The organism is Rothia sp. P100 (assembly GCF_023712425.1).
GTDB classification, from domain to species: Bacteria; Actinomycetota; Actinomycetes; order Actinomycetales; family Micrococcaceae; genus Rothia; species Rothia endophytica.
The window spans coordinates 199245-224933 of sequence record NZ_JAMAYG010000004.1; the positions used below are offsets into that span (position 1 = coordinate 199245).

The 25689-nt window shown below is 55.9% G+C and carries 20 protein-coding genes; 7 read left to right on the plus strand and 13 right to left on the minus strand.

All coding sequences use genetic code 11. The annotated features are described in order from the left end of the window. Positions 1-4 precede the first annotated feature (4 nt). Positions 5-802: a hypothetical protein gene (locus M3668_RS10125; protein WP_251380726.1), complete on the minus strand. Its 798-nt coding sequence runs from the start codon at positions 800-802 to the stop codon at positions 5-7. A gap of 317 nt (positions 803-1119) precedes the next feature. On the opposite strand from M3668_RS10125, the gene mfd reads away from it, so the two are divergent. Further along, entirely contained in the window at positions 1120-4752 is a 3633-nt protein-coding gene (gene mfd / locus M3668_RS10130; RefSeq protein ID WP_251380727.1) for a transcription-repair coupling factor, read from the plus strand. A 62-nt stretch (positions 4753-4814) separates the two neighbouring features. Here the strand turns inward: mfd and M3668_RS10135 are convergent, their stop codons facing one another. The 4 genes from M3668_RS10135 to M3668_RS10150 all read right to left on the minus strand — a co-directional run bounded on the left by M3668_RS10135 (position 4815) and on the right by M3668_RS10150 (position 8564). Beyond that, on the minus strand, positions 4815-5138 hold the full coding sequence (locus M3668_RS10135) for a hypothetical protein (protein ID WP_251380728.1): 324 nt from the start codon (positions 5136-5138) through the stop codon (positions 4815-4817). Positions 5139-5250: 112 nt separating this feature from the next. Next, a complete protein-coding gene (deoC, locus tag M3668_RS10140) occupies positions 5251-5943 on the minus strand; it encodes a deoxyribose-phosphate aldolase (protein WP_251380729.1) in 693 nt (230 codons plus the stop codon). Between the two features lie 61 nt (positions 5944-6004). Beyond that, a complete protein-coding gene (locus M3668_RS10145) occupies positions 6005-7693 on the minus strand; it encodes a phospho-sugar mutase (protein ID WP_251380730.1) in 1689 nt (562 codons plus the stop codon). Positions 7694-7739: 46 nt separating this feature from the next. Next, the gene (locus tag M3668_RS10150) at positions 7740-8564 is read right to left on the minus strand and encodes a purine-nucleoside phosphorylase (RefSeq protein ID WP_502948972.1); all 825 of its coding nucleotides are present in this window, start codon (positions 8562-8564) and stop codon (positions 7740-7742) included. A gap of 219 nt (positions 8565-8783) precedes the next feature. On the opposite strand from M3668_RS10150, the gene M3668_RS10155 reads away from it, so the two are divergent. Further along, positions 8784-10202 carry an NAD(P)H-quinone dehydrogenase gene (locus M3668_RS10155; protein WP_251380731.1) on the plus strand — a complete coding sequence of 473 codons (1419 nt, stop codon included), beginning with the start codon at positions 8784-8786 and terminating at the stop codon, positions 10200-10202. A 62-nt stretch (positions 10203-10264) separates the two neighbouring features. Here the strand turns inward: M3668_RS10155 and M3668_RS10160 are convergent, their stop codons facing one another. The 4 genes from M3668_RS10160 to exaC all read right to left on the minus strand — a co-directional run bounded on the left by M3668_RS10160 (position 10265) and on the right by exaC (position 16060). Then, entirely contained in the window at positions 10265-11659 is a 1395-nt protein-coding gene (locus M3668_RS10160) for an MFS transporter (protein WP_251380732.1), read from the minus strand. 169 nt (positions 11660-11828) lie between these two features. Further along, entirely contained in the window at positions 11829-13643 is a 1815-nt protein-coding gene (locus M3668_RS10165) for an acetyl/propionyl/methylcrotonyl-CoA carboxylase subunit alpha (RefSeq protein WP_251380733.1), read from the minus strand. A 104-nt stretch (positions 13644-13747) separates the two neighbouring features. Then, entirely contained in the window at positions 13748-14416 is a 669-nt protein-coding gene (locus M3668_RS10170; protein ID WP_251380734.1) for a Maf family protein, read from the minus strand. 120 nt (positions 14417-14536) lie between these two features. Further along, on the minus strand, positions 14537-16060 hold the full coding sequence (gene exaC, locus M3668_RS10175) for an acetaldehyde dehydrogenase ExaC (RefSeq protein ID WP_251380735.1): 1524 nt from the start codon (positions 16058-16060) through the stop codon (positions 14537-14539). 144 nt (positions 16061-16204) lie between these two features. Between exaC and M3668_RS10180 the strand changes: the two genes are divergently transcribed. Then, positions 16205-17254 (plus strand): Gfo/Idh/MocA family protein, encoded by a 1050-nt coding sequence (locus tag M3668_RS10180; RefSeq protein ID WP_251380736.1) that lies wholly within the window; start codon positions 16205-16207, stop codon positions 17252-17254. Between the two features lie 113 nt (positions 17255-17367). Here the strand turns inward: M3668_RS10180 and M3668_RS10185 are convergent, their stop codons facing one another. From M3668_RS10185 to M3668_RS10200, 4 genes are all read right to left on the minus strand, one after another. Then, positions 17368-19071 (minus strand): DUF885 domain-containing protein, encoded by a 1704-nt coding sequence (locus tag M3668_RS10185; RefSeq protein WP_251380737.1) that lies wholly within the window; start codon positions 19069-19071, stop codon positions 17368-17370. Between the two features lie 77 nt (positions 19072-19148). Then, entirely contained in the window at positions 19149-19475 is a 327-nt protein-coding gene (locus M3668_RS10190) for an acyl-CoA carboxylase epsilon subunit (protein WP_251380738.1), read from the minus strand. A gap of 13 nt (positions 19476-19488) precedes the next feature. Next, complete coding sequence (locus M3668_RS10195; RefSeq protein WP_251380739.1) at positions 19489-21102, minus strand: acyl-CoA carboxylase subunit beta; 1614 nt, start codon at positions 21100-21102, stop codon at positions 19489-19491. Positions 21103-21300: 198 nt separating this feature from the next. Continuing rightward, entirely contained in the window at positions 21301-21585 is a 285-nt protein-coding gene (locus tag M3668_RS10200; RefSeq protein ID WP_251380740.1) for a YciI family protein, read from the minus strand. A 215-nt stretch (positions 21586-21800) separates the two neighbouring features. On the opposite strand from M3668_RS10200, the gene M3668_RS10205 reads away from it, so the two are divergent. From M3668_RS10205 to M3668_RS10220, 4 genes are all read left to right on the plus strand, one after another. Next, positions 21801-22649, plus strand: a complete 849-nt coding sequence (locus tag M3668_RS10205) for a biotin--[acetyl-CoA-carboxylase] ligase (RefSeq protein ID WP_251380741.1) — start codon at positions 21801-21803, stop codon at positions 22647-22649. A gap of 54 nt (positions 22650-22703) precedes the next feature. Then, positions 22704-23201 carry a PH domain-containing protein gene (locus M3668_RS10210; protein ID WP_251380742.1) on the plus strand — a complete coding sequence of 166 codons (498 nt, stop codon included), beginning with the start codon at positions 22704-22706 and terminating at the stop codon, positions 23199-23201. A 181-nt stretch (positions 23202-23382) separates the two neighbouring features. Further along, on the plus strand, positions 23383-24504 hold the full coding sequence (locus tag M3668_RS10215) for an adenylate/guanylate cyclase domain-containing protein (RefSeq protein ID WP_502948968.1): 1122 nt from the start codon (positions 23383-23385) through the stop codon (positions 24502-24504). After that, positions 24501-25583: a PP2C family protein-serine/threonine phosphatase gene (locus M3668_RS10220; protein ID WP_346924093.1), complete on the plus strand. Its 1083-nt coding sequence runs from the start codon at positions 24501-24503 to the stop codon at positions 25581-25583. The genes M3668_RS10215 and M3668_RS10220 overlap by 4 nt, the downstream gene beginning before the upstream one ends. Positions 25584-25689: the final 106 nt, after the last annotated feature.

The window sequence follows — 25689 nt, forward strand, 5'->3', positions numbered from 1 at the left end:
TCTGTTAGCAATCTGCGTTGTTGGGGAAGTCTTGTGAAGCGATCTTCCAAGCCCCATTGTCTTCAATAAGAGTAAAAATGTTGAGTGAACGTGGCTTCCCGGTGGGGTTCATCTGCGTGCCAGCTACGTTGACAACCTTGACGTCCGAGGAGTCCAGACAAACCTCAAGGATTTTGGCTGGCTGGCCCTCATATTCGCTATCAGCTAGCCTGGGGTTTCCCACGACCTTAGAGGTTCCCTCTACCTTCCACCCGCTCATGGCGTACTCGGTGGCGGTGGCTACATACTGATCCAAAGCTGATCCGGTTGTTGTTTTTTTCAACTCGTCAACGGTAGCTTCTGAGACGTACTTATAGGGGTCAATCTCTTCGTCAACCTCTGTATTCTCAGCGCCTTCGTCCTGGTTTTTAGGTGGGGCTTGATCTGAGGTTACAACGTCAACTGCCTCAATTTTGGAAAGTACCTGTTGTACGTCCGTGTACAGTTCCTCCGTTGTTTGAACCTCCGCAGTATCTAGCGGAACCTCTTTGGCGGCAGCCAGTTCACCAGACCCTGCGAAGTTCTCTTCAATAGAGGTGTCCTGGCCTTCGCTAGCACTGCCTTCTTGTGATGCAGAGGCTGATGCTGTTGGTGAAGCTGAGGAAGTTGTCGAGGTTTCAGCCGGTTCTGATTCGGCTGGCGAGTTCTCTTGCCCTGCTCCTGAACATCCTGTGAGGATGAGGGCGCTGAGAGCGCCTACTGTCAGAAAGACTGTACGGCTAGAACTCGTGAAAAAGGGCAGAGTTAACCCGTGTTTTTTCATGAATCCCTAATATTCTTTTAGTGCGAGGTTGCCCGATTCTCATTAAGCTGTGCGAAGAGCTGTGGTTGCAATGAGTGCGGACTGAAAAGTGTTTCTCTGACGACCATACTACAGCTGAGGATTTATAAATAGCGATAGTTTTGTGCCGCTGTCACTGTATGTGGTGACAGTTTTTTTCATGCGCTCATGCTTTATTTCACGACGTAAAATGTTTAAATTTTTATCGAGTAAACCTGCCTCTGAGCGTCCCTGCCTGAGGGGATGTCCATGTGGAATAATGAGAGGGTTGTTGTTCCGGGTTTGGAAGGGGAGAATATATGGCTTTATATGGCATAACAGAGGCACTCAAGGGCGAGGGGACCTATGCCGCCATCATGGGTGTCGCTGCCGCTCATCCAACTGCAAGAGTGGATGAATTTGTTATCGGGTGCCCGGAGGGTGCAAGACCCTTTTTACTACAAGGGATTTCGGATGTCACCAGCATGGGGGACACCCTCAGGTCCCCTGTTGTTTTAGTGATTACTGCCACTGATCGAGAGGCGGAGGATACAGTATTAGCCTTGTCCGCTTTAATGCCGGCAGAAGAGGCAGTGCTTTTCCCTGCCTGGGAAACCCTTCCTCATGAAAGGTTGTCACCCCGCAGCGATACTGTGGGTCAGCGGCTTTCAGTTCTTCGATCTTTGGCGGGCCTGGGGGCAACCTTTCCTCGTGTTGTGGTTGCACCAGTTCGTTCACTGTTACAGCCTCTTGTGGCAGGTTTGGAAAAGATGGAGCCCGTTGAAATCAAAAAAGGCCAAGAGGTCGATTTTAATTTAACTGTGAAACAGTTAACACAAGCTGCCTACTCGCGAGTAGACCTTGTTTCTAAGAGAGGTGAGTTCGCAGTGCGAGGTGGGATCTTAGATATTTTCTCACCAGTTTCAGATCACCCGGTACGCATCGATTTCTTTGGCGATGAGGTTGAAGACATCAGATACTTTTCGGTAGCTGACCAACGCACTATCAACGCCGAGAATCACCCCCGTGTTTTCCTTGCACCCCCCTGTAGGGAACTACTCATCACCCCCTCCATCATGAGTAAAGCCGCCCGGCTCAAGAATAGCTACCCCGGCGCTGCTGGCATGCTCGAAAAAATTGCCGGCGGTATTTACGTTGAGGGAATGGAATCCCTTATACCCCTGCTGGTTGATGATATGGTCACGTTACTAGACCACCTGCCTGAAGGCTCTTTGCCTATCGTCATTGAACCTGAACGTGTTCGATCCCGTGCCGCGGATCTCGTCGTCACCAACGAAGAATTTCTACACGCTGCCTGGGACTCGGTAACAGAAGCATCCGACGCACCCATCGATCTGGGGCAAAACGGCCTATCGGATTTAGGCTCAGGCAGTTTTAGAACGATTGCCTCGCTGCGTGAACTTGCTCTGACTAAAAATATGGGCTGGTGGTCCATGACCTCACTTGGCGTTGATAGTGCCATCGATGATGATGTTGACTCAGTTCAGTTTGCCGCTCGAGTGCCCCATACCTACGCCGGTAACGTTACTGAGTTGTTAGATGAAGTAGGCAAAAAAGTAAAAGATGGGTGGCGTATCGCCGTAGTCACCCATGGGCCAGGCCCCCTGGCGCGCTTTCTTGATCTCTTCCAAGAAGCTGAGATTCCGGCGTCCAGAGTGGAGAGTCTCGCACGAGCTCCTGAACCGGGCATTATCGAGATGACCACAGCTAGTGTAGGGCATGGCTTCATGATGGACGGCGCTAAGTTGGGGCTGCTCACGGAGGCTGATATTTTGGGGCGCACATCGCCCTATGCCACCCGTGATTTGCGCAACGGTAAGTTGCCGTCTAGGCGCCGTAAGAACGCAGTGGACCCCATGAGTTTAGCTGCCGGTGACTATGTGGTGCACGAGCAACACGGTATCGGTCAGTTTGTTGAGCTGGTACAGCGTCCTATCGCCGGGGCTACTGTGACTCCAGGGCAACCCAAGCCCATGAAGGAGTACTTGGTTCTGGAGTATGCCCCCACCAAACGGGGAGGCCCTAAAGACAGGCTATTTGTTCCCAGTGACCAGTTAGATCAAGTCTCTAATTACGTGGGTGGAGAGGCTCCCACTCTCTCAAAAATGGGCGGAAGTGACTGGGCTAAAACTAAGAGCAGGGCACGTAAAGCCGTCAAAGAAATTGCGGCTGATTTGATTAAACTTTACTCGGCTCGCCAGGCTTCGCGCGGCCACGCTTTTGCGGCTGATACGCCCTGGCAATCTGAACTAGAAGAAGCCTTCCCCTATAACGAAACTCCTGATCAGCTGGTTGCTATCAATGAGGTCAAGGCTGATATGGAAAAGGAAGTTCCCATGGACCGCCTCATCTCGGGCGACGTGGGGTATGGCAAGACCGAAATCGCGGTTCGAGCTGCCTTCAAAGCTGTGCAGGATGGTAAGCAGGTGGCGGTTCTCGTCCCTACCACCCTGTTGGCGCAGCAGCATTTTGAGACCTTTACCGAACGCTTCTCTGGATTCCCTATCAGCATCCGCGTGCTCTCCCGGTTCCAGAAGGCTAAAGAATCTGCTGAAACGTTAGAGGGAATCAAGAACGGTTCAGTGGACGTTGTAGTGGGTACCCACCGTATTCTCTCGGAGTCCACCGAGTGGAAGGACCTGGGCCTGGTCATCATTGACGAGGAACAGCGTTTCGGTGTTGAGCACAAGGAAAAGCTCAAGACCATGCGCACTAACGTTGATGTGCTGGCGATGAGCGCTACCCCCATCCCGCGCACCCTGGAGATGTCTCTAACCGGTATTCGCGAGACCTCCACCCTGGCAACTCCACCCGAGGAACGCCACCCCGTACTGACCTTTGTTGGGGCTCGCACTGATCAGCAGGTTACCGCGGCTATACGCCGTGAACTTATGCGTGAAGGCCAGGTATTTTTCGTTCATAACCGGGTATTTTCTATCGAAGAGACCGCCAACCAATTGCAGAAGTTGGTACCTGAGGCGCGCATTGCAGTAGCCCACGGTCGGATGAGCGAATCTCGGCTGGAAAAAATTATCGTGGATTTCTGGGAACGTAAGTTTGACGTCCTGGTATCTACCACCATTGTGGAGACCGGCCTTGATATCTCTAATGCCAACACCCTCATTGTTGACAACGCCCAGAATTATGGCCTTTCGCAGCTTCACCAGTTACGTGGACGCGTGGGGCGTGGGCGAGAACGTGCTTACGCCTACTTTCTCTACCCACCCGAAAAGATGCTGTCCGAAGTCGCTCACGAGAGGCTGAAAGCGGTCGCAACCCACAACGAGCTGGGTGCGGGCATGCGTTTGGCTATGAAGGACCTAGAAATCCGTGGTGCCGGAAACCTCCTGGGAGGCGAGCAGTCCGGGCATATCGCTGGGGTAGGGTTTGACCTCTATCTGCGCCTGGTGGGGGAGGCCGTTGCCAACTTCCAGCACGGTGAGAAGGAAGAGACACCAGCGGAGATCAAAGTTGACCTACCGGTCAATGCTCATATGCCGCATGACTATGTCTCTTCAGAGCGTCTGCGGCTTTCTGCCTACCGCCAAATCGCCCAAGCACTGACAATTGAGGAACTGAACGAAGCCCGCGAAGAGCTGGTAGACCGCTACGGTGCTCTGCCTGAACCTGTAGAGAACCTCTTCACCATTGCTGCCCTGCGCCAACGCGCGCGTGCAGTGGGTTTGAGGGAAATCGTTGCTATGGGGCCAAAGGTTCGCTTCTTCCCGGTTAACAATCTGCCCGAATCTAAACAGATGCGGCTAGAGAGAATGTACCCCGGTTCTCTTTACCGCCAGGTGCCCGGCACCGAGAACTGGCAGATTCTGGTCCCCCGCCCTAAGACCGCTAGGGTGGGTGGAAAAGATTTGGTGGACGCCGCTATGGTTGAATGGACGGAGCAGTTCCTCCACGCCATTTTCGAAACCAGCTAGTAGCCGATACACAAAATGGGACTCCCCAACCGGGGAGTCCCATTTTTATCGTAACGTGGTGACTACTTCATGTAGAGATCGGTGCCACCTGAATGCACCGCTTCATTGGTCTTTGACGGTAGGACCCAGAGCGGGATCATGAAAGCAAGAGCGTAAAGCACGATTGCGATAGACCACCAGATCCAGCCACCCTCGGGGTAGGTGCCCAGCGCGTAGAAGCAACCGAGCAGAATGCCGAAGCACAGTACGAACAGTGCGATGTTGGAGCCCATTTCCTTGGTACCAGAGTGCTGGGGAGTACCTGAACGGGGAGGGTTACCTGATTCCAGGCCGAGTGACTCGACGTTTGAGCGCTTCTCAGCCTCAGAGCGATCGTTATCAGACATAAGATAGTCCTTTGGGTGTGTGTACAGCTTAATGTTTAGTATAGGTGCTCAGGGGCAGCTTCGCACGGTGTGTCACTAAAATGAACGCTAACTTGGGTAGGTGGCGCGTGCTTTAGTAACCGCTTTCGCTTGCCTCGCCCGCACCAATAATAGCAATTCCCTTTGAAGCGCCGATACGGGTTGCTCCGGCAGCAATCATTGCCAAAGCCTCTTCACGGGTGCGGACACCACCAGAAGCCTTAACGCCCAGCTCAGGGCCAACGGTTGCGCGCATGAGGGCGATGTCTTCAACGGTTGCTCCGGCAGAGGAATAGCCGGTAGAAGTCTTCACAAAATCGGCTCCGGCTTCAACGGATGCTTCACAAGCCAGAACTTTCTGGTCATTGGTCAGCTCACTGGTCTCGATAATGACCTTAAGAGTGGCACCGCCGGCGTGAACGGCGTCTGCTACAGCCTTGATATCTGCCACCAGAGCAGCGCGGTGGTTAGCGCGGGCAGCTGCAATATTGATGACCATATCAACTTCGCGAGCACCTGCCTCTACAGCGGTTTTAGCCTCGAACGCCTTGACCTCGGTAGCTGAAGCACCAAAGGGGAAACCAACAACCACGCAGGGCACCGACCGGGAGCCAGCTAGCTCCTCGGCGAGAACCGGAGCCCATACAGGGTTAGCACAGACACTAGCAAAGCCGTATTCCCGGGCTTCGCTACACAAGCGGCGGACATCTTCTTCAGAAGCGTTGGGGGCAAGAATAGTGTGGTCAATCATTGCTGCGAGCTGGTCGCGGGTTAGTTCAGAGGTCATTGTTTCTCCTAATTGATGCAGTCAAAGGTATGCCTGCTGAAAGTACAAGTGGTGGGCGGGTTTAGAGGCCCAGGGCTGCCGACATATCGGCTTTGATGATATCGAGCTTGGTGGCTGCGGTTGCGCGAGCGTCAGCTACTGAACCGGTCACTGGAACTACCGCCTCAAGGTAGCACTTGAGCTTGGGCTCCGTGCCCGATGGTCGCACAATGACTCGCGAGTCATCCTCGGTGTAGTAGCGCATACCGTCGGTGGGAGGCAGGGTTTCGGTACCCTCGGTGAGATCCTCAACAGAGGTTACTGGTGAGCCTGCTAACTGGGCCGGGGCGTTATCGCGCAGTCGCTTCATCATGGCAGGAATCAGTGCCAGGTCATCAACGCGCACCGAGAGCTGGTCGGTAGCATAGACCCCGTGCTGGGCTGAAAGATCATCAAGCAGAGCGGGCAGGTTGCTGCCAGCATCCTTGAGCTCCTGAGCGTAAACCGCCATGACCAGGGCAGCTGAAATACCGTCCTTATCGCGCACCTGAGCATGGTCCACGCAGTAACCCAGTGCCTCTTCATAGCCAAAGCTCAGGTTTTCTACACGGGCAATCCATTTGAAGCCAGTGAGGGTTTCCACATGTTTGACGCCGGCTGCATGAGCAAGCGCCCCCACCTGTCGTGAGGAGACAATGGAGTTAGCGAAGGTTGCCTCAGCATGGTTCTCAAGGGTGGAGAGCATGCGGTTGGCTAGAATCGATCCGGTCTCGTCGCCTCGGAGCATACGCCAGGTGCCGCAGTCATTGACGGCAAAAGCCGCGCGATCAGCATCGGGATCGTTAGCAATAATCAAATCGGCACCCAGCTTCTGCGCCAGAGCAAAGGCTAGGTCGAGGGCGCCGGGCTCTTCGGGGTTAGGGAAAGCGACGGTAGGGAAGGTGGGATCTGGGTCCGCCTGCTCCGGCACTAGCGTGACATGGGTGAAACCTGCCCCGCGTAAGACAGCTTCGGCAGTTTTGCCGCCCACACCGTGCATAGGGGTCAGCACAATCTTGAGGTCACGGTCCTGCTGGGGTACGAGCGAGAGGACCTTCACCATGTAGTCATCGGCCACGGTATCGGGCAGAACGCTCCAGCCCTCATCAGCTAGAACTGGCTGGCTAACAGCGGCAATAGCCGCCGCAATGTCACCATCGTAGGGGGGGACGATTTGCGCACCGCGAGCACCATCTTCTACTGCCTGACCGCCCAGATAGACCTTATAACCGTTATCGTTGGGAGGGTTGTGAGATGCTGTGACCATCACACCAATTTCAGCCCCGTATTCACGGGTAGCCCAGGCTGTCACGGGGGTGGGCAGGGGAGAGGGCATGAGCTTGACCTCGATACCCGCTGCTGTGAAAATTGCTGCGGTATCGAGAGCGAAGACATCAGAATTCTTGCGGGCATCAAAACTGACGACCGCTGAAATCTGCTCCCACCCTTCGGCCTCAGCCCGAGCGGTGGCGTAATCAGCTAGGCCCTGGGCAGCCCGCTGGACTACCACGCGATTCATGCGCATTGGGCCAGCACCCAGCTCAGCGCGCAAACCTGCGGTGCCGAACTGCAAAGTACCAGAGAAACGGTCAGCTAGATCAGCTGCTGCAGCTTCATCGCCAGCCTCAGCCTGAGCCAGAATGCCTTCAAGCTGGGCGCGAGTCTCAGCGTCCGGATCGTCAGTGATCCAAGCGCGGGCTTGCTCGACGAGCTGAGGTAAAAGGGTAGACATCAATAAATCCTTAGATTTCAGCAGCCACATTATGGCTGGCCAGTGGTTAGAGTGAAGCGATAATGTCTGCCAGAAGGCGGGAAATACGGGGGCCAGCGGCCTCGCCTGCCTCGATCACCTCAGCATGGCTGAGCGGGGTTTCCTGAATACCGGCAGCCAGGTTGGTGACCAGTGAAATACCAAATATCTCAAGCCCGGCGGCACGAGCTGCAATAGCCTCCAAGGCGGTAGACATGCCAACCAAGTCGGCACCTAGAACTCCAGCCATCTTTACCTCTGCGGGAGTCTCGTAGTGAGGACCGGGGAACTGCATGTAGACACCTTCCTGTAAGGAAGCGTCAATGCTGCGAGCGATTTCACGGATGCGAGGGGAGTAAAGATCAGTGAGATCAACAAAGTGTGCACCGCTCAGTGGGGAAGCCGCCGTGAAATTAAGGTGATCAGAAATGAGCACCGGTTCACCGGCGGAGTATGCGGGATTCAAACCGCCGCACCCGTTGGTCAGAATCATGGTCTTGGCTCCAGTAGCCGCCACGGTGCGTACCCCATGAACTACCGCGTCCACACCGCGACCCTCGTAGTAGTGGGTGCGTGAGCCAATTACGAGAGCACGCTGGCCCTTTGGGGTAAGGATTGAAGTAAGGGTGCCGGGGTGACCCACCACAGCAGCCTTATGGAAACCAGGCACCTCCGAAGCATCAAGAGTATGGGTGACCTCGCCGATGAGGGTGGCGGCTTCGCCCCAGCCTGAACCCAGAGTCAGACCCAGATCGTGCTTCTCAACACCGGTCTTCTCAGCAATAAATTCAGCTGCCTCACGAGCCCGCACCAGCGCGGGATGGTTGGGGTCAGCGGTCGATACAGCGGGTATATTTGATTCATTCAACACGCCTTCTAGCCTACCAATAATGACGGGGCGAGACTAGGTAGATCGAGGGGGCTAGGCCTTTGGTTGGAAGACGGGGCTGACCCAGAAGGGAAAAGGGGCAAGGTAAACGAGTGCGCCCAACTTACACCCTTTTAGTGTTCTAGCCCTAAAATTCTGTGCCTGCAAGTTGAGCCATCCTGGGATGTGGGACACAATGGATAGGTGACTCTAAAAACAGATTACTCTTCCCACAAACTCGTCATCCTCGGCGGCGGCCCCGGCGGCTACGAAGCTGCTCTGGTGGCAGCTAGCCACGGTGCCGATGTTACCATTATCGAAGATAAGGGCATGGGCGGATCAGCCGTGCTCACCGACGTCGTTCCCTCCAAAACCCTCATCACCAGTGCGGACGCCCGCAACCGCTTTGGTAAGGCACAGGAGCTCGCTATCTCGGTGGGCGAAGACGATAACCCGCCTCAGATTTCGGTGGACCTTGCCAAGGTTAACCAGCGCCTCATTGACCTAGCTCTACAGCAGTCCCACGATATTAAGCGCACACTGGAACGCAACGGGGTGAAGGTAATTGCCGGGCGTGGCACGCTCATTGACCGTAACACTGTTCAGGTAACCGATGCGGACGGGCTGACGTATGAACTCAATGCCGAGTTCATTCTGCTGGCTGTCGGTACCCACCCGCGCGAGCTACCAACTGCACAGCCAGACGGGCAACGTATTCTCAACTGGACCCAACTGTATGACCTCAAAGAACTACCTACAGATTTGATTGTGGTGGGCTCCGGTGTAACCGGCGCCGAATTCGCATCAGCCTATGATGGTCTGGGCTCTAACGTTACCCTTATCTCTTCGCGCGACCAGGTGCTTCCCGGCGAAGATGGGGACGCTGCAACCGTGCTAGAGAACGTCTTTGAGCGTAAGGGTGTGAGGGTTCTACCGCGCTCGCGCGCGGAGGGTGCTGAGTATAACGAAGCCGATGACGGTGTAGTAGTTACGCTCTCTGACGGTCGCAAGGTCGCAGGTTCTCACGTCCTGATTGCCGTTGGATCTATCCCCAACACAGACAACCTGGGGTTGGATGCAGTCGGTGTTGAGATTTCAGAAACCGGGCACATCAATGTGGATCGTGTTTCACGTACCAATATTTCAAATATCTACGCGGCCGGTGACTGCACCGGTGTTTACCCGCTGGCGTCGGTTGCGGCCATGCAGGGGCGGGTGGCGGTCTCCCATATGCTGGGTGACACGGTTAAACCTTTGCGGACCCACCAGGTTGCAGCCAATATCTTTACTGCCCCCGAAATCGCGACTGTCGGGGTCAGTCAAAGCGAAATCGAAGCGGGTAAGTATCAGGCTGATATGGTCATGCTGCCCTTGGCAACCAACGCACGCGCTAAGATGCTGGCGGTAGAAGACGGTTTCATCAAGATTTTTGCCCGTAAACATTCAGGCACCGTGATCGGTGGTGTGGTAGTAGGGCCTCGTGCCTCCGAGCTTATTTTCCCGCTTTCACTGGCAGTGGATAAGAAACTGCACGTGGACGATATCGCCGAGACTTTCGCGGTCTATCCCTCGCTCAGCGGCTCTATTTCTGAGGCTGCCCGCCAGCTGCACATCATGCAGTAGGGTTTCAGCTTCAACAAAAAGTCCACCGAGAAACCTCGGTGGACTTTTTTGTAGTGAGTGATTTACTTGGTGCGGGCCATGGTGGAAAGATCAACATCACGGGTTTCGTGAGTGATTGCCATGAAGATGAAAGTGAGAACCCCGGCGCCTGCCAGGTAAAGGCCCACAGCACCCACACCGCCGTTAGCGTTTAGCCAAACCGCTGCATAAGGGGTCAGTGCAGCACCCAAAATTGAGGCTACGTTATAGGAGATGCCCGATGCGGTGTAGCGGACGTTGGTGGGGAAGAGCTCGGGCAGGTAGGCCGACATGGAGCCAAAGGTCAGGCCCATGAGCGTCATGCCGATTGCCATAAAGAGCACGATGCGGCTGGTGTTAGCTTCAGCGCCGGTGCCCACTACCTCGGGGTTCATGAGCAGGCCAAAGCAGAGGCCGAAGGCGATAATGCAGGCGGTGATGACGAGCTGCGATGAGCGTCGACCGTACTTATCCGCTAGCCATCCCGAGACAGGAACCATAGCTGCAAAAAAGAGGATGGTGATGAGCTGAATAACGAGGAAGCTGCGGTAGGGGATGCCCAGGCCACCCTTCTCTGCTGCGCCGATGCCAAAGGAAAGAATCCAGGCAGTCATCAGGTAGAAGAGCACGTAGGTTGCCAGCATGATGAAGGTACCTTGAACCATAGGCCACCAGGCAACCTTGAAGGCCTCAACCAGCGGGGTCTTAACCTTCTCGTCCTTAGCCACCGCCTGCTTGAAGACGGGAGTCTCTTCTAGCTTGAAGCGAACGTAAAGACCCACAGCCACCATGATGACGGAGGCGATAAAGGGAACGCGCCAGCCCCAGACTAAGAAGTTGTGGTCCAGGCCGTCACCGGTAGCGACCGAAGTGAAGCCCATCGCTACAGTCAGCAAAAGCATGAAACCGTTGGCGAGGATGAAGCCGAACGGTGCGCCCAGCTGGGGCCACATGGCAGCGCGGGCGCGTTTGCCTTCCTCAGCGTACTCCGTGGCGAGAAGAGCCGCGCCGGACCACTCGCCACCCAGACCCAGACCCTGGCAAAAGCGCAGGATGGTCAGCATGATGGGCGCCCACAGACCGATGTGGTAGTAGGTGGGGAGTAAGCCGATGAGGAAAGTAGCAATACCCATGGTGAGCAGTGCGCCTACCAGAGTTGCCTTACGGCCTACCTTGTCGCCAAAGTGGCCAAAAATTACGGAGCCAATAGGGCGGGCGACGAAAGCAGCCCCAAAGGTCGCCATCGATGCAAGAAGCTTGGCAGTGTCATCTTCACCGGTAAAGAAGAGCGCTGGGAACACTGCCACGGCTGCGGTGGCGTAGATGTAGAAATCATAGAATTCGATGGTGGTGCCGATCAGCGATGCCATGATGACGCGGCTGCGGGGTATGGTGATATCGCTGGCCGATGCGGCCGTTGATGCGGTTGAAGTGGTCACGGAAAGCTCCTGTATATACCGCTGACACGGTGATATGTGGTGTAACAGAAACTCACTGTAAACTGGCTGACTGATATATGAAACCGGATTTCATATTCTAAGACATCGTCTGAGGTAAAAAAGTGCCGGGGTGCAGCTGTAAGTTGCCCCCGGGCACTCGGATAAAAACTTAGCGAATTGTGGCGATGACTGCCCCGGCAGAGACGGTCTCACCCTGCTTGAGCTTCAGTCCATTGACCTTGCCAGCCTTGTGAGCGGTGATAGGCTGTTCCATCTTCATGGCTTCAAGAACTACGATGAGATCGCCCTCTGCTACCTTGGCGCCCTCCTTGACGGCTACCTTCACGATGGTCCCCTGCATGGGGCTGGTCAGCTCATTGCTGTTGGCCGCTGTGGTACCACCACGGGTTGAGCGTGACTTGCGTGCCTTAGCCGCTGCGGGTTTAGCTACCGCTGAACCTCCGAATGCGGGAAGCGTGACCTCAAGTCGTTTGCCACCCACTTCAACGGTAACCTTCTGACGCTCGTCTCCATCATCAAGTACGCCCAGGGCTCCGTTGTAGGCGGGTAAGGTGTTATTGAATTCAGTTTCAATCCAGCGGGTATGCACGCTAAAGGGCTGCCCATCAGCAGGTGCAAAAGCCGGGTCTTTAATGACGGTGGCATGGAAGTTAGCTACGGTGGGCAGGCCCTCAATCTTAAGCTCCGCCAGTGCCCTGGAGGCACGAGCGAGAGCCTGCTCACGGCTATCACCGGTCACAATCAGCTTAGCTAGCATGGAGTCAAAGTTGCCGCCGATAGTATCACCAGAAACCACACCGGAATCCCAGCGGACGCCGGGGCCCTGCGGCACTATCAGTTTTTCGATGGTACCGGGGGAAGGCATGAAGCTGCGGCCGGCGTCCTCACCGTTGATGCGGAACTCAAAGCTGTGCCCGCGCACCTCGGGGTCGGTAGGGTTGATTTCTTCGCCACGGGCAATGCGGAACTGTTCACGCACCAGGTCGAGGCCGGTGACCTCTTCAGAAACAGGGTGCTCTACCTGTAGACGGGTGTTAACCTCAAGGAAGCTGATGGTGCCGTCGGTACCAACCAGGAACTCGCAGGTGCCTGCGCCCTGGTAGCCAGCCTCTTTGAGGATAGCCTTGGACGCATCATAGAGGCGCTGATTCTGTTCTTCGGTGAGGAAGGGGGCAGGGGCTTCTTCAACTAGCTTCTGATTGCGGCGCTGCAGGGAACAGTCGCGGGTAGAAACCACCACAACGTTGCCGTGGGCATCAGCCAGGCACTGGGTCTCGACGTGACGGGGGGAATCGAGGAAGCGCTCAATGAAGCATTCGCCGCGGCCAAAAGCTGCGATGGCCTCACGTACAGCTGACTCATAAAGCTCGCCGATGCCCTCGCGCTCGCGAGCCACCTTGATGCCGCGTCCGCCGCCGCCGAAAGCTGCCTTAATTGCTACGGGGAGACCGAATTCGTCGGCAAAGGCTTCAACTTCTTGGGGGCTGGTGACCGGGTCTTTGGTGCCGGGAACCAGGGGAGCGCCTACCTTCTCGGCGATATGGCGGGCTGCTACTTTATCACCCAGCCGGTTGATAGAGGCGGGGGAGGGGCCGATCCAGGTGAGGCCAGCGTCGATGACCTGCTGGGCGAACTGGGCGTTTTCAGAGAGGAAGCCGTAGCCTGGGTGTACAGCATCGGCGCCTGAGCGCTGAGCAACTTCAAGGAGCTTGTCCATTACCAGGTAGGATTCAGCAGCAGTTGAGCCACCCAGGGCATAGGCTTCATCGGCAAGTTGAGCATGCTGAGCTTCGCGGTCGGGTTCAGCGTAAACTGCCACCGTCGCGATGCCCTCATCTTGAGCAGCACGAATAATGCGTACCGCAATCTCACCGCGGTTAGCGATTAGAACCTTGGTGACTGGGCCGGTGTGGCGCCCGGTCACCGGGGTGAAATTCTGTCCAGCATCGATAGTTTCAGTCACTCAAAGCTCCTTGGGAAGTATTGCGCCACGTCAAGGCGTCTAGTTGATGGCGCAACGGCTCATTTTAGGTGGCGTTTAGAAAAAATTTAACCGCATCTTGAAATTTATCGCGAATTTTTCCAAATGTCGCTGATTGAAACACCGAACGTGGTGAGCATCGTGCGGAGGGCATGTACCGAGAGGCCGACGATGGTGTGAAATTCTCCCTCAATACCCTTGATAAAAGCTGACCCAAAACCGTCGATAGTAAAGGAGCCAGCTACCCAGAGTGGCTCACCGGTCGCCACGTAGCTTTCTACCTCAGCCTGGGTGAAGTGATCAAAGTGCACAGTGGCGCTACGTAACTCACTGGTTTCTACCGGCTGCTGCCCGCGGTGATCAATCAACCAGTGGCCGGTATGCAGAACCCCAGATTTTCCGCTCATCGCGGTTATTCGCTCTAGTGCCACTTCTGCACTGCCGGGTTTGCCGTAGGGCCGCCCCTCAAGTTCAAAGACAGAATCACACCCAAGGACGATTGCCCCCGCGCACTGGGGTAGGGATGCAACAGCGCGGGCTTTAGCCTGAGCCAGTAAAAGGGCAGTCTGTGCCGGGGAGATATCACCGAGCCCCTTAGTGTAGGCATCTTCCTGTGCTGCTGCCAGAACGGCGTCCTCATCAACATCACTGACAAGAACCTCAAAACTAATGCCCGCGTCCTCAAGAAGTTTCTTACGAGCGGGAGACTGAGAAGCCAGTACGAAGCGGGGCTGTTGGGCGGGGATATTATGCATAGCTCTAAGTGTATTGAATAGCCAGCTTTTGTGGTTGCTTAAACCCCGCACCATCCCTCAGCATCCTGCCTGATATGCAGGGGGTAAGAAGGATGGCGCGGGGTCTAAGTGAAGCGGGGCTTAGAAGAGACCCATGGGCTGATCTGAGTAGGAGACCAGCATATTCTTGGTCTGCTGGTAGTGATCCAGCATCATCAGGTGGTTCTCGCGGCCGATGCCACTCTTCTTATAGCCACCGAAAGCTGAGTGAGCTGGGTAGTTATGGTAGTTATTGACCCAGACACGCCCTGCCTGAATGGTTCGCCCCGCGCGGTAGGAGATGAACTGGTCTCGGCTCCAAACTCCGGCACCCAGACCGAAATCGGTGTCGTTGGCGATGCGCATAGCTTCGTCAAAATCGGTGAAGCTGGTGGTAGCTAGGACGGGGCCGAAAATCTCTTCCTGGAAGATGCGCATATCATTATTACCCGCGAAAACGGTGGGCTGAATGTAGTAGCCACCCGCTAGATCTCCGCCCAGTTCGCAGGCTTCACCACCGATCAGGACGTCCGCGCCTTCATCCTTTCCGATTTTAAGATAGCCAGTGATTTTGTCCCACTGTTCCTTAGATGCCTGGGCGCCCACCATAGTTTCGGTATCCAGGGGGTTGCCCTGCTTCATGGCCTTGACTCGTTCGAGTCCAGCTTCAAGGAAAGAGTCATAGATAGGCTTTTGGATCAGGGCGCGGGAGGGGCAGGTACAGACTTCGCCCTGGTTGAGACCGAAAGAGGCAAACCCTTCAAGAGCCTTTGAATAGAAGGAGTCCTCTTCGCGAGCCACATCCTCAAAGAAAATGTTAGGGGACTTGCCGCCTAGCTCCAGGGTGATGGGGACGATGTTCTCTGCGGCAGCCTTCATAATGATCGAGCCAGTAGTGGTTTCGCCGGTGAAGGCAATTTTGCGGATGCGCTTGCTCCCCGACAGGGCAGCGCCTGCTTCAGTACCAAAGCCATTGACTACATTTAGCACGCCAGGAGGCAGTAGGTCCTTCCAGAGGTCAACCAGGAAGAGAATGGATGCCGGGGTCTGCTCTGCGGGCTTGAGCACAATGCAGTTGCCGGTGGCTAGAGCCGGTGCAATCTTCCAGATTGCCATGAGGATAGGAAAGTTCCAGGGGATAATCTGCCCCACGACGCCCAGCGGCTCGTGGAAATGGTAGGCGACGGTGTCCTCATCGATTTGAGACAGACGGCCTTCCTGAGCACGAATGGCTCCTGCAAAGTAGCGCAAGTGATCTGCTGCTAGGGGAATGTCTGCCGCTAGAGTTTCGCGCACCGGTTTACCGTTATCCCAGGTTTCGGCTACCGCGATAGCTTCAAGGTTGTCCTCGATAACCTGGGCTAGTTTGAGCAGTAAGTTGGAGCGTTCGGTGACGGAGGTTTTGCCGTAGGTTTCAAAAGCCTTCCAACCGGCGTCCAGTGCTTTATCGATGTCAGCGGCGGTGCCGCGGGCTACCTCGGTAAAGGGCTTGCCGTTGACCGGTGAGATGTCTTCGAAATACTGGCCTTCGGCGGGAGCCACCCATTCGCCACCGATGAAGTGGTCATAACGGCTCTTGAAGGTAGCAAGTGAATCTGAGGTGCCTGGGGCGGCGTAGACAGTCATGGGGACTCCTTTGACGAAACTGTTTGTAACACGGGTCACGTTTCAAGAAGTCTAGCCGCTCACTGAGGTGGTCGGCAAGGGTATATTTTGAGAAGATAGACAGCCTTCGCGCTGCACACCTTATGCGCTACCCCGGAGGAAAATATGGATAGCCCCCGCCTCGGTCTCATCGGGACTGGAATGATAACCCAGGAATTCGCGGCAGCTACTAAAGCTGAGAATGCCTTCGAGCTGGTTGCTGTGATGAGTCGCTCTAGCGCTACCGCACGTTCTTTTATTCAGGATGCTGATCTAGACCGGGTGGGCATCGCTACCGAAATAAGCGAGTTGCTGGAGCATTCGCTAGATGCGGTGTATATTGCTTCCCCCAATTCCTTCCATAAGAATCATGCCTTGGCCGCTATCGATGCGGGGGTGAATGTCATTGTGGAAAAGCCAGCTTTCTGGAACCCCGCGCAATGGCAGGAGGTACACCGTGCTGCTGAAAGAGCCGGGATCTTGGTCTTTGAAGCCGCGCGGCATCTTTTTGAGCCCGGCTTCGAAACAGTTGGGAAGTGGGTGGATGAACAGAAGTCAAGCGGGCGAGAGGTGACAGGTGCCAGCCTGAACTTTCACCAGTATTCTTCCCGCTGGGACGCTGTGTCGGCAGGCCAGGAACCCAATATTTTCTCGCTGCGTCACGGCGGCGGTGCCCTGGTTGACCTGGGAATTTACACGGTCTATGCAGCGGTAGCCTGGTTTGGGGAGCCGCAGGCTATTTCATACAGAGCCCAGCTGGCGCCAACCGGGGTGGATGCTGCCGGCGTCCTGCTGCTGACCTACCCCGGCTTTACCGCTGAGCTATCTTTCTCTAAAAACCAGGTCTCCCGCCTGCCCAACGAGATTAGGGCGGGACGCTCGGGCTTGTTACTGAATGCGGTGCAGGGAATCGACAGGGTAAAGACAGTCGAGGGGCAGACCCTCTTTGAAGCAGATAAACCCGGTGCACCGTTGAGCCAGCTGATGCGCTATGAAGCTCTTGCCTTTGCGGAGCTGGTCGCAGCTCAGAGGCAAGGCAACCTCACCGCGCAACAGAGGGACCACTACCGCTACCTAACTCAGCTGTCGCGCATCGTCAACCGCATCTGCACCGAGGCGCGCCACCAGGCGGAAATCGTGTTTAGCGGGGAAATTGGTAGCTCTGAAAAGCGCTAACCCGGGGGCTGAGGTCCTCGCGAAGAGCGGGCACCTTGTCTGTTAGCTGGCTCGGGGCTAGCGTTTAAGGGTACTAACAGACAGGGTGCCCGCTCATGAGCTAAATACTCAGTCTAATAACCTAGTGCTCGCTTGAGGGTGTCTAGGCCAACAGAACCGAGCATGAGGGCGCGGGTGTGGAAGTCCCTATCTGAGACACCGGCGGCGCGGGCATCCTCACGCAGCTGTAACCAGAGGCGCTCGCCTACCTTATAAGAGGGAGCCTGGCCGGGCCATCCCAGGTAGCGCAGGAATTCAAAGCGGCGCTGGCCGTCTGACATGTCCAGGTTGGCCTCCAAGAAGCGGTAGCCGCGGTCGGCGTCCCAGATACCGGGTTCAATGCCGAGTTCCTCAACCCAGCGCTGGGGGATTTCGAAGCCGCAGTGCAGACCGATGTCAAAGACGACGCGTGCAGCGCGCAGGCGCTGGGCGTCCAGCATACCCATGCGGTCGCCGGGGTCTGCCAGATAGCCGAGTTCGTCCATGAGGCGTTCGGCATAGAGAGCCCAGCCTTCGCCGTGGCCTGAGACCCAGCAGGCTGAGGCGCGCCAGTTATTGAGGGATTCTGCCATGGCGGTTGCGGTGGCTATCTGTAGGTGGTGGCCGGGGGTGCCTTCGTGGTAGACAGTGGAGACTTCGCGCCAGGTGCCGAAGGTGTCTTCGCCTTCGGGGACTGACCACCACATGCGACCGGCTCTCTCGAAGTCGGCTGACGGGCCGGTGTAGTAGATGCCGCCTTCTTGGGTGGGGGCGATCATGCACTCGAGATTTCGCAGGGGCCCTTCGATGGTGAAGTGTTCTTTAGAGAGAAAATCCAGAGCTTCGTCGGAGAGCTTCTGCATCCAGGCTTGGAGTTCATCGGTGCCGTGCAGAGTGCGGGCGGGGTCAGCATCCAGTGCTGCCTTGGCCTCTTCGATACTGGCACCGGGCTTAATCTCTTCTGCTACTTCCTGCTGGGCTGCGATGATGCGGTCTAGCTCTTCAATGCCCCAGGCGTAGGTTTCTTCTAAATCTAGGGTAGTACCCACGAACTGGCGGGAGTAGAGGGAGTAACGCTTACGTCCTACAGCGTCTTCTTGAGGTGCTGCCGGGCGCAGGGTTTCTTGCAGATAGGTCAGCAGCTTGCCGTAGCCTGCCTTGGCGGATGCCGCGCCCTCCTTAGCATGGTCGGCGTGGGTGGGAGCTGCTTCGGCAACTTCAGCGGCTAGGGCGTCAAAGAAACCGCCGTCAGCGATGTAGGCGGTGACCTGCTCGATGGCTGTGTCGACCTGACGCACAGCGGCTACGCAGCCGCGGGTGTGTGCTTCTTCGAGGCTCTCGATATAGCCTTCGAGCGCAGAAGCGACGTTGTGGAGGCGCCCTGCAATAAAACCCCAGTCTTCTTCATTATTGCGGTTCATGAGGTCAAAGACTGAACGGATACCCTGAATGGGGGAGGCTAGGTTATTGATTTCCCAGGTTCCCAGCCCAGCCTCATGAAGCTCAAGTTCTAGGCCCAGACGCTCCTGCATGGCATCGACGGTGACCTTGTCGATGTCATCGGTAATTTCTGCCTGATTCAACTGTTCAAGGGTTTCACGGATAACAGCGATATTGGCAGCGGTGCCGGCGGGGGAGAAGTCGGCGTACTCGGTTTCCCTGCCCTTGCGCCCTTCTAGGGTAGCGCTGGCGGGGTCTAGCTCCAGGCACTTCTCGTAGTAGGCATTGGCAATTTCATCGACGCGAGTTTGTGTGCGGTTGGTGGTAAAAATAGCAGGTAAATCTGGGTGAATAGTCATGAGACCTATATTACAGTTCAGATGCAGAAAAGGGCCTTCACCCTTGCCGGAGTGAAGACCCTTTTTGAAAAATTGAACTACTGCGGCCGTGCCCGCTTCCAGGAGCCCGGACCTGGTCGCAGACGGGCGCCTAGCTGCTGGGTGGTGTTTAAGCGGCGCTGCCAGTGCTCCAGCGTAGTTTCCCTATTCTGCTCTGCTTGCGCGGCAGAAGCTGCCACCACTGCGGTTAGAGCTGCCAGCTCCTCGTCGGTGGGGTTGCCCTTGACCACGCTCAGCAGGGGAGCCTCCGAAGGGGCAGTCGTGCTGGCGGCCAGGCTAGCGTCATCCTGCGCGGTTACAGGTGTGGGTGCTGCTGCCGGTTTCTTACCGAAGCCCAAGAGCGAGAGGGGGTTGGGGGTTGCCATAGAGAATTAGCCTTTACAGAGGAATATTGCCATGCTTTTTGGCCGGGCTTGCTGCCCGCTTATCGTTCAAGGCACGCAGGGCGCTGACGATGCGCACACGGGTCTCTGATGGAGCGATGACCTCGTCAATATAGCCCAGCTCAGCTGCCTGGTAGGGGTTGAGCAGCTCTTCTTCATACTTGGTGATGAGCTCAGCACGGCGGGCCTCGACGTCCCCACCTTCTTCGGCAAGGGCGGCAAGCTCACGACGGTAGAGAATGTTTACCGCGCCCTGAGCGCCCATCACACCGATTTGAGCGGTGGGCCAGGCAAGGTTAATGTCTGCGCCCAGCTTCTTGGAGCCCATCACAATGTAAGCACCGCCGTAGGCCTTACGGGTAATGACGGTAACCAGGGGAACAGTAGCCTCAGCGTAGGCATAGAGCAGCTTAGCACCGCGGCGGATGATGCCGTTGAACTCCTGGTCGGTACCTGGCAAGAAACCCGGTACGTCCACAAAGGTCAGAATAGGAATGTTGAAGGCATCGCAGTTGCGTACAAAACGGGCAGCCTTCTCGGACGCGTTGATATCTAGGGTGCCAGCGAACTGCATAGGCTGGTTAGCCACGATACCAACGGTCTTACCCTCAACACGGGCGTAACCGATCATGACGTTAGGGGCGTAGAGCGCCTGCATTTCCAGGAAGTGCCCGTCATCCACAACCGCCTCAATCACCGAGCGCATGTCGTAGGGTTGGTTGGCTGAGTCGGGAATCAGCTGATCCAACTCAAGGTCATCTACGGTCGGTTCGGGGTCCTGGTCATGGTCTAGGGGCAGATTGACCGCCAGGTTGTTGGAGGGCAAAAATTCGATGAGCTCGCGCACGAAATCGAAAGCGTCCTCTTCATCCTCTGCCAGGTAAGTGGAGGTACCGGTGACCGCATTGTGCTGGCGCGCCCCACCCAGTGTCTCCATATCAATCTCTTCGCCGGTTACGGTCTTAATGACATCCGGTCCCGTGATAAACATGTGACTGGTCTTATCAACCATCACGATATAGTCCGTCAAAGCGGGGGAGTAGGCTGCACCGCCAGCTGAGGGGCCCATAATCACAGAAATCTGCGGAATGACACCTGAAGCGCGCACATTCATGCGGAAGATATCAGCGAACATGGCTAGGGACGCCACACCTTCCTGGATGCGGGCACCACCACCGTCATTGATACCAATGACCGGGCAACCGTTCTGGAGTGCGAACTTCTGCACCTTAACGATCTTCTCGCCGTTGACCTGGGACAGTGATCCGCCGTAAACCGTGAAGTCCTGAGAATAAACAGCCACCAGGCGGCCGTCAATCGTGCCGTAGCCTGAAACTAAGCCATCGCCTAGAGGGCGTTTCTTATCCATACCAAACGCTGTGGTGCGGTGGCGCGCCAGAGCATCAAACTCAACAAAAGAACCTTCATCAAGCAACATCTCAACACGCTCACGGGCGGTCTGCTTACCGCGCTCATGCTGACGATCAATCGGAGCCTGGCCGGTAGGAGCGAGAGTCTGCTCCCGGCGGGCATAAAAATCCTCAATCTTTCCTGCGGTTGTTGAAAGATCTGGCCCGTTGTCAGCCTGCTCGGTGAGATTCTCGCTCATGGTGCCTCTTCACGCTCTTGGTGTGTCTAGGTGCCCCTGGTCAGGGCATTCGTATCAACTATAGTCGTCGCCTGAGCCGAGGGTAAATTTTTTTAGGAATTTTGGGGTGTTTTCTCTAAATAAGAGGGGTAAATGTTTGGTGGACGCACCCGAAGCTGGTTTCGGGTGCGTCCACCAAATACGTGTGGGTAAGGAAAGCTACTGACCTACCTTGCCAATGACTGCGTTCCATTCGCGCACCTTGTAGCCGGTGAGAACGCCGCCGGTGCTCATGGGGTCAGCCGCAATGAGAGCGTCCAGGTGTTCCTTGTTATCGGCAACAAAAATGAGCAGAGCACCAAAAGGCTCCCCATCGGGGTAGGCGCCTGCGGCGTGCAGGTTGCCTTCTTTATGAAGTTTGGCTAGGTACTCGCGGTGGGCTGGGCGGTGCAGCGTCTGAAGATCGGCAGGCCCATAGGAATATTCAACAGCGTAGGTGGTCATAGGTTGCTCCCTAAAATATTGTGAGACTAGATTCAAGAAATCCTGCTGTGTTACTGGGACCCGTGGGGTGTCTTTGCACCGTTTGGCGCAAGGATACCCCATCGGGTTTCCGTACATCATTGTTGTGCAAGACTGCTGAACTGAATTGCTCTCCCCAGTATCTCACCTCACAGGCTCGCCGCTAGTATTAAGAGGCAGATTAAAGAAAGGTAACCATGACTCAGCTTGACCCCAGCGCTGTTGACCTACCCGGCTTCGACCGGGTAGAAATTCTTGAGAGCATCGGCTCAACTAACGACTACGGGCGGACCGTACTGATGGGGGATGCTGTGGCTCGGCGCAGCTGGGGCGAGCTGTCCGTCATCTCAACCGGGGACCAAAACTCCGGGCACGGGCGGTTGGACCGGGTCTGGTCAGCACCTCCGGGATCCAGCTTGGCGACAACTTTTGTGGTGCGTCCTCACGCCAACCCCCGGGTGCACATCGCCCCCGATCAGTACCACTGGCTAACCTCCCTAGCCGCACTTTCAGTCCGCGACGCACTGATGCAGGAATTTAGCCTGGTTCCCAGCATTAAGTGGCCCAACGATGTGCTGTTAGGTAACCGTAAGGTATGTGGCATCCTGGCGCAGCTAGTACTAGAACCTGAGGGCGATATCTCGGTAATTGTGGGGGTGGGGCTCAATCTCAATATGACCGCTGAGCAGCTGCCGGTCCCCACTTCAACCAGCACCTTGGTAGAGAGCGGTCAGCTAGCTGACCTGGAGCAGGTGCTTACTTCTTTAGCGACCCGGTTTGAGTATTACTACCGCGAGTTTGCGTCAGGCGGGTTTGACGCATCACAGCCCTTTGGCGGTGCCAGCCTGTTGGAGCGCCTGCGCGGTGCTCTCAGCACGATTGGTGCCCATCTCACCATTCATCTGCCGGGCGATGAGACCTTCCGCGGGGTTGGTGTTGATATCGCTGACACCGGAGAGTTGGTAGTCCGGGCTGAAAACGGTGAAGAACGCCAGTTTACGGTGGGGGATGTCGTGCACGTGCGACCCGATGGCTATGGCTCATAGTCTCCCTGGTTGTCTGAAGCAAACATTCAGGTTTAAGCACTACACTCTACAACGATGAAAATTAGAGGTGAGCTCATCCCTGGCGAATATGCTCTAGCGGCAACCCGGTCCCACGGGGTGCTACTTTTGCGCCCCCTTGGTTGGGCACTGGGATCGATGGTGGCGTGGAGCTTTTCCTCAGCGCTTGGAACTGATTCCCGCTGGATCAGTTATTTAGCGCTCGCGCTGGCACTTGGACTGCTTTACCGGGCTGTTAAGAGTGGACTGCGCTGGTGGTTAACCGGCTATGTCCTCACCAGCCACCGTCTTTTAGTGCGTACCGGTATGAAATCTTCTACCGACGTATCAATTCCCCTTGAGATCATTGAGGGTGCTAACCTGAAACGGCTTACACTGATGGGAATAGTGGATGCCGCGCCCATAGTAGTGCGGGTAAGAGGGCAACAGTATATTTTGAATGCCGTGCCCGATGCTGCCCGTTTCTCGCACGAAATAAGGCAGGCGCAGATGAACGTGCTTGCTACTGGTAAGGGTCGCCCCCAGGGCAACTGATGCCTAGCTTTTCCTAAAAATTGAGAAATGAGATGTGGGCAGGGTTAAGATGGAAGAATGCGCCACAGACTGCGACCAGTCGTAGTCCAGCTCACAAAAGAGTATTCTGGATGTAGACCGTCACCCACCGGTGCCCGTCTGATAACCGCAAACACCAGAGACAGCGAAAGCGAGAGACTCCGTGGAGAAGCCAGCAAACGGCATCGGCTCTGAAGCCGGTACCGAACGCTACAGGAGCAAGCGCCGCAGGCACCGGGTGCAGGGTCAGCTTTACCGCAGCGACGAAGCCCGAGAGGGTGTTTTGGAGCTTGAGCGGGCTTTGCTGGGCGATAACCGCAGTCTCACCCGCGCCGAAGTCGCTGCTGAAGCTGACGTATCGCTCCTGACGGCGCGTAAAATCTGGCGTTCGTTGGGTATCCCCAACCTTAAAGACGACGATGCCTTTTTCACGCATATGGACAGTGAAGCTCTGACCACCATTAGCAATATGGTGCGCGAAGGCAAACTCACTGAGGATGCCTCCCTTTCAATTACACGATCCGTCGGTCAGATGATGGACCGCATGGTGGTGTGGCAGGTGGAAACTCTGGTTGAAGATATGGTCATCAATCGGGGAATTACTGATGCAGAAGCTCGAGCCGAGTTACTCCACCTCCTCCCTAAACTTCTAGACGATTTGGAACTCATCACCGTCTACGGCTACCGCCGCATGATGAACTCGGCAATCTTGCGTCTAGCTCTGCGCGATGAACAGGACGATGCTGATTTAGCTGAAACTGCTTTACCGCTTGCCCGAGGCGTGGGCTTTGTTGACCTGGTTTCCTACACCTCCCTATCTCGTGAGATGAACGAGAAATCTTTAGCGCGTTTGGTCAAGCATTTTGAGCAACGGTGCGCAGAGGTCATCGCAGTAGGTGGCGGCCGCATTATTAAAACGGTGGGGGACGAGGTCATGTACCTGGTAGAGTCACCCGAGGACGGAGCACGCATTGCGCTGACTCTATCCAAACTGATCAGCGAAGATTCGCAGCTGCCCGAAGCTCGCGTGGCTTTTGTGTGGGGGCGGGTGCTTCCCCGCCTCGGTGATATTTATGGCCCTACCGTCAACCTGGCGTCACGGCTCGTGGCTCTCACCGAACCCGGCGTCGTGCTGACCGATAGCTCAACGGCTGATGCGTTAGAGGGCGATGAACGATTTGTGCTGATTCCGCAGGGCGTGCGTAACGTGCGCGGCTTTGGCAACGTCAGGCCCGTGGCCATCACCCCGGGAATTGGTAACGAACTGGAGATTGAATTCGAATGAGCACGGCAGAACGCCTGACTGTTTACACTGGCACCGCCACTGACGTTGGGCAGCACAGGGACAACAATGAAGACTCACTGACTGTTGCAGGTACCCTCTGCGTCGTGGCAGACGGTATGGGTGGGCACGAAGCTGGTGAGGTTGCCTCACGTCTGTGCACTCGCACCCTGGCTTACTCTCAAATGTTTACCCGCCCCGGGGGTATGACAGAAGAAGAAGAAACCGAATTTCAGCAGGCTTTAGAGGCTGAAATTCAGCAGAAAACTGAGGAGCCTCAAACTAATCGTCGTTTGCGCCGCCGCAAGGACACCTCGGTGCTCAACCAGCAGATTCTTAAAACTATCGAGAACATCAAGGGCGTTATCTCTGAGGCTGACGAAGCCATCAAAAATACTCTGGGCCTACGTGCCGGTACCACGGTGACCGGTGCCTGGCTAACTCATATTGGTGAGCAGCCGATGTGGTTCATCTTTAATGTGGGTGACTCACGCACCTACCGGTTGCTTCGGAGTGAAGACGTAGAGACCGAGGAAGCTCTATCGATTTCTAATGGCCCCATTGAGGGTCTTCGGTTGGAGCAAGTCACGGTCGATCACTCTGAGGTGCAGTATCTAGTAGATACCGGTCAGATTACCGCACTAGAGGCGCTTACCCACCCCCGCCGCAACGTCATCACCCGTGCTCTGGGTACCGGCAATTATTGGGAACCTGACTTTTGGGTTATTCCGGCTAAGCCGGGTGACCGCCTCATGATGTGCTCAGATGGTTTGTCCGGCGAGCTTTCCCACAACTATATGGCGCGTGTTCTGGCGACCGTTGAGCACCCTCAGGACGCTGCGGATGTGCTACAGATGGCAGCCCTGCGTGCAGGAGGTAGGGACAATATCACCGTGGTGGTGGCAGATGCCATCACGGAAAGCGATGCCAAGGTGAGGGCTGAAGAGCTCAAGGAGCTGACCCACACCGATGCCCACAAGATTGCCGCCCGTATCGAAGAATTCGACTATGAGCACACCACTGATACCGAAGAGGAACAGTTCCACCCTGAACGCGAACTGCACCGCGGTATTAACGGCTAGTACCTTTTCTCTATGGCAGTCCAGGGCGCCGCACCCCTACCCGGGATGCGGCGCCCTTTTCCTTAGCTAATCCGCTTTTAGGGCACGCATTTTCAGGGCACAATAG

Bases quoted from the DNA above. Each gene is read 5' to 3' on its own strand.
- M3668_RS10125 (WP_251380726.1), bottom strand. From the start codon at position 802: ATGAAAAAACACGGGTTAACTCTGCCCTTTTTCACGAGTTCTAGCCGT.
- mfd (WP_251380727.1), top strand. From the start codon at position 1,120: ATGGCTTTATATGGCATAACAGAGGCACTCAAGGGCGAGGGGACCTAT.
- M3668_RS10135 (WP_251380728.1), bottom strand. From the start codon at position 5,138: ATGTCTGATAACGATCGCTCTGAGGCTGAGAAGCGCTCAAACGTCGAG.
- deoC (WP_251380729.1), bottom strand. From the start codon at position 5,943: ATGACCTCTGAACTAACCCGCGACCAGCTCGCAGCAATGATTGACCAC.
- M3668_RS10145 (WP_251380730.1), bottom strand. From the start codon at position 7,693: ATGTCTACCCTTTTACCTCAGCTCGTCGAGCAAGCCCGCGCTTGGATC.
- M3668_RS10170 (WP_251380734.1), bottom strand. From the start codon at position 14,416: ATGCATAATATCCCCGCCCAACAGCCCCGCTTCGTACTGGCTTCTCAG.
- exaC (WP_251380735.1), bottom strand. From the start codon at position 16,060: ATGACTGTCTACGCCGCCCCAGGCACCTCAGATTCACTTGCTACCTTC.
- M3668_RS10180 (WP_251380736.1), top strand. From the start codon at position 16,205: ATGGATAGCCCCCGCCTCGGTCTCATCGGGACTGGAATGATAACCCAG.
- M3668_RS10185 (WP_251380737.1), bottom strand. From the start codon at position 19,071: ATGACTATTCACCCAGATTTACCTGCTATTTTTACCACCAACCGCACA.
- M3668_RS10190 (WP_251380738.1), bottom strand. From the start codon at position 19,475: ATGGCAACCCCCAACCCCCTCTCGCTCTTGGGCTTCGGTAAGAAACCG.
- M3668_RS10195 (WP_251380739.1), bottom strand. From the start codon at position 21,102: ATGAGCGAGAATCTCACCGAGCAGGCTGACAACGGGCCAGATCTTTCA.
- M3668_RS10200 (WP_251380740.1), bottom strand. From the start codon at position 21,585: ATGACCACCTACGCTGTTGAATATTCCTATGGGCCTGCCGATCTTCAG.
- M3668_RS10205 (WP_251380741.1), top strand. From the start codon at position 21,801: ATGACTCAGCTTGACCCCAGCGCTGTTGACCTACCCGGCTTCGACCGG.
- M3668_RS10210 (WP_251380742.1), top strand. From the start codon at position 22,704: ATGAAAATTAGAGGTGAGCTCATCCCTGGCGAATATGCTCTAGCGGCA.
- M3668_RS10220 (WP_346924093.1), top strand. From the start codon at position 24,501: ATGAGCACGGCAGAACGCCTGACTGTTTACACTGGCACCGCCACTGAC.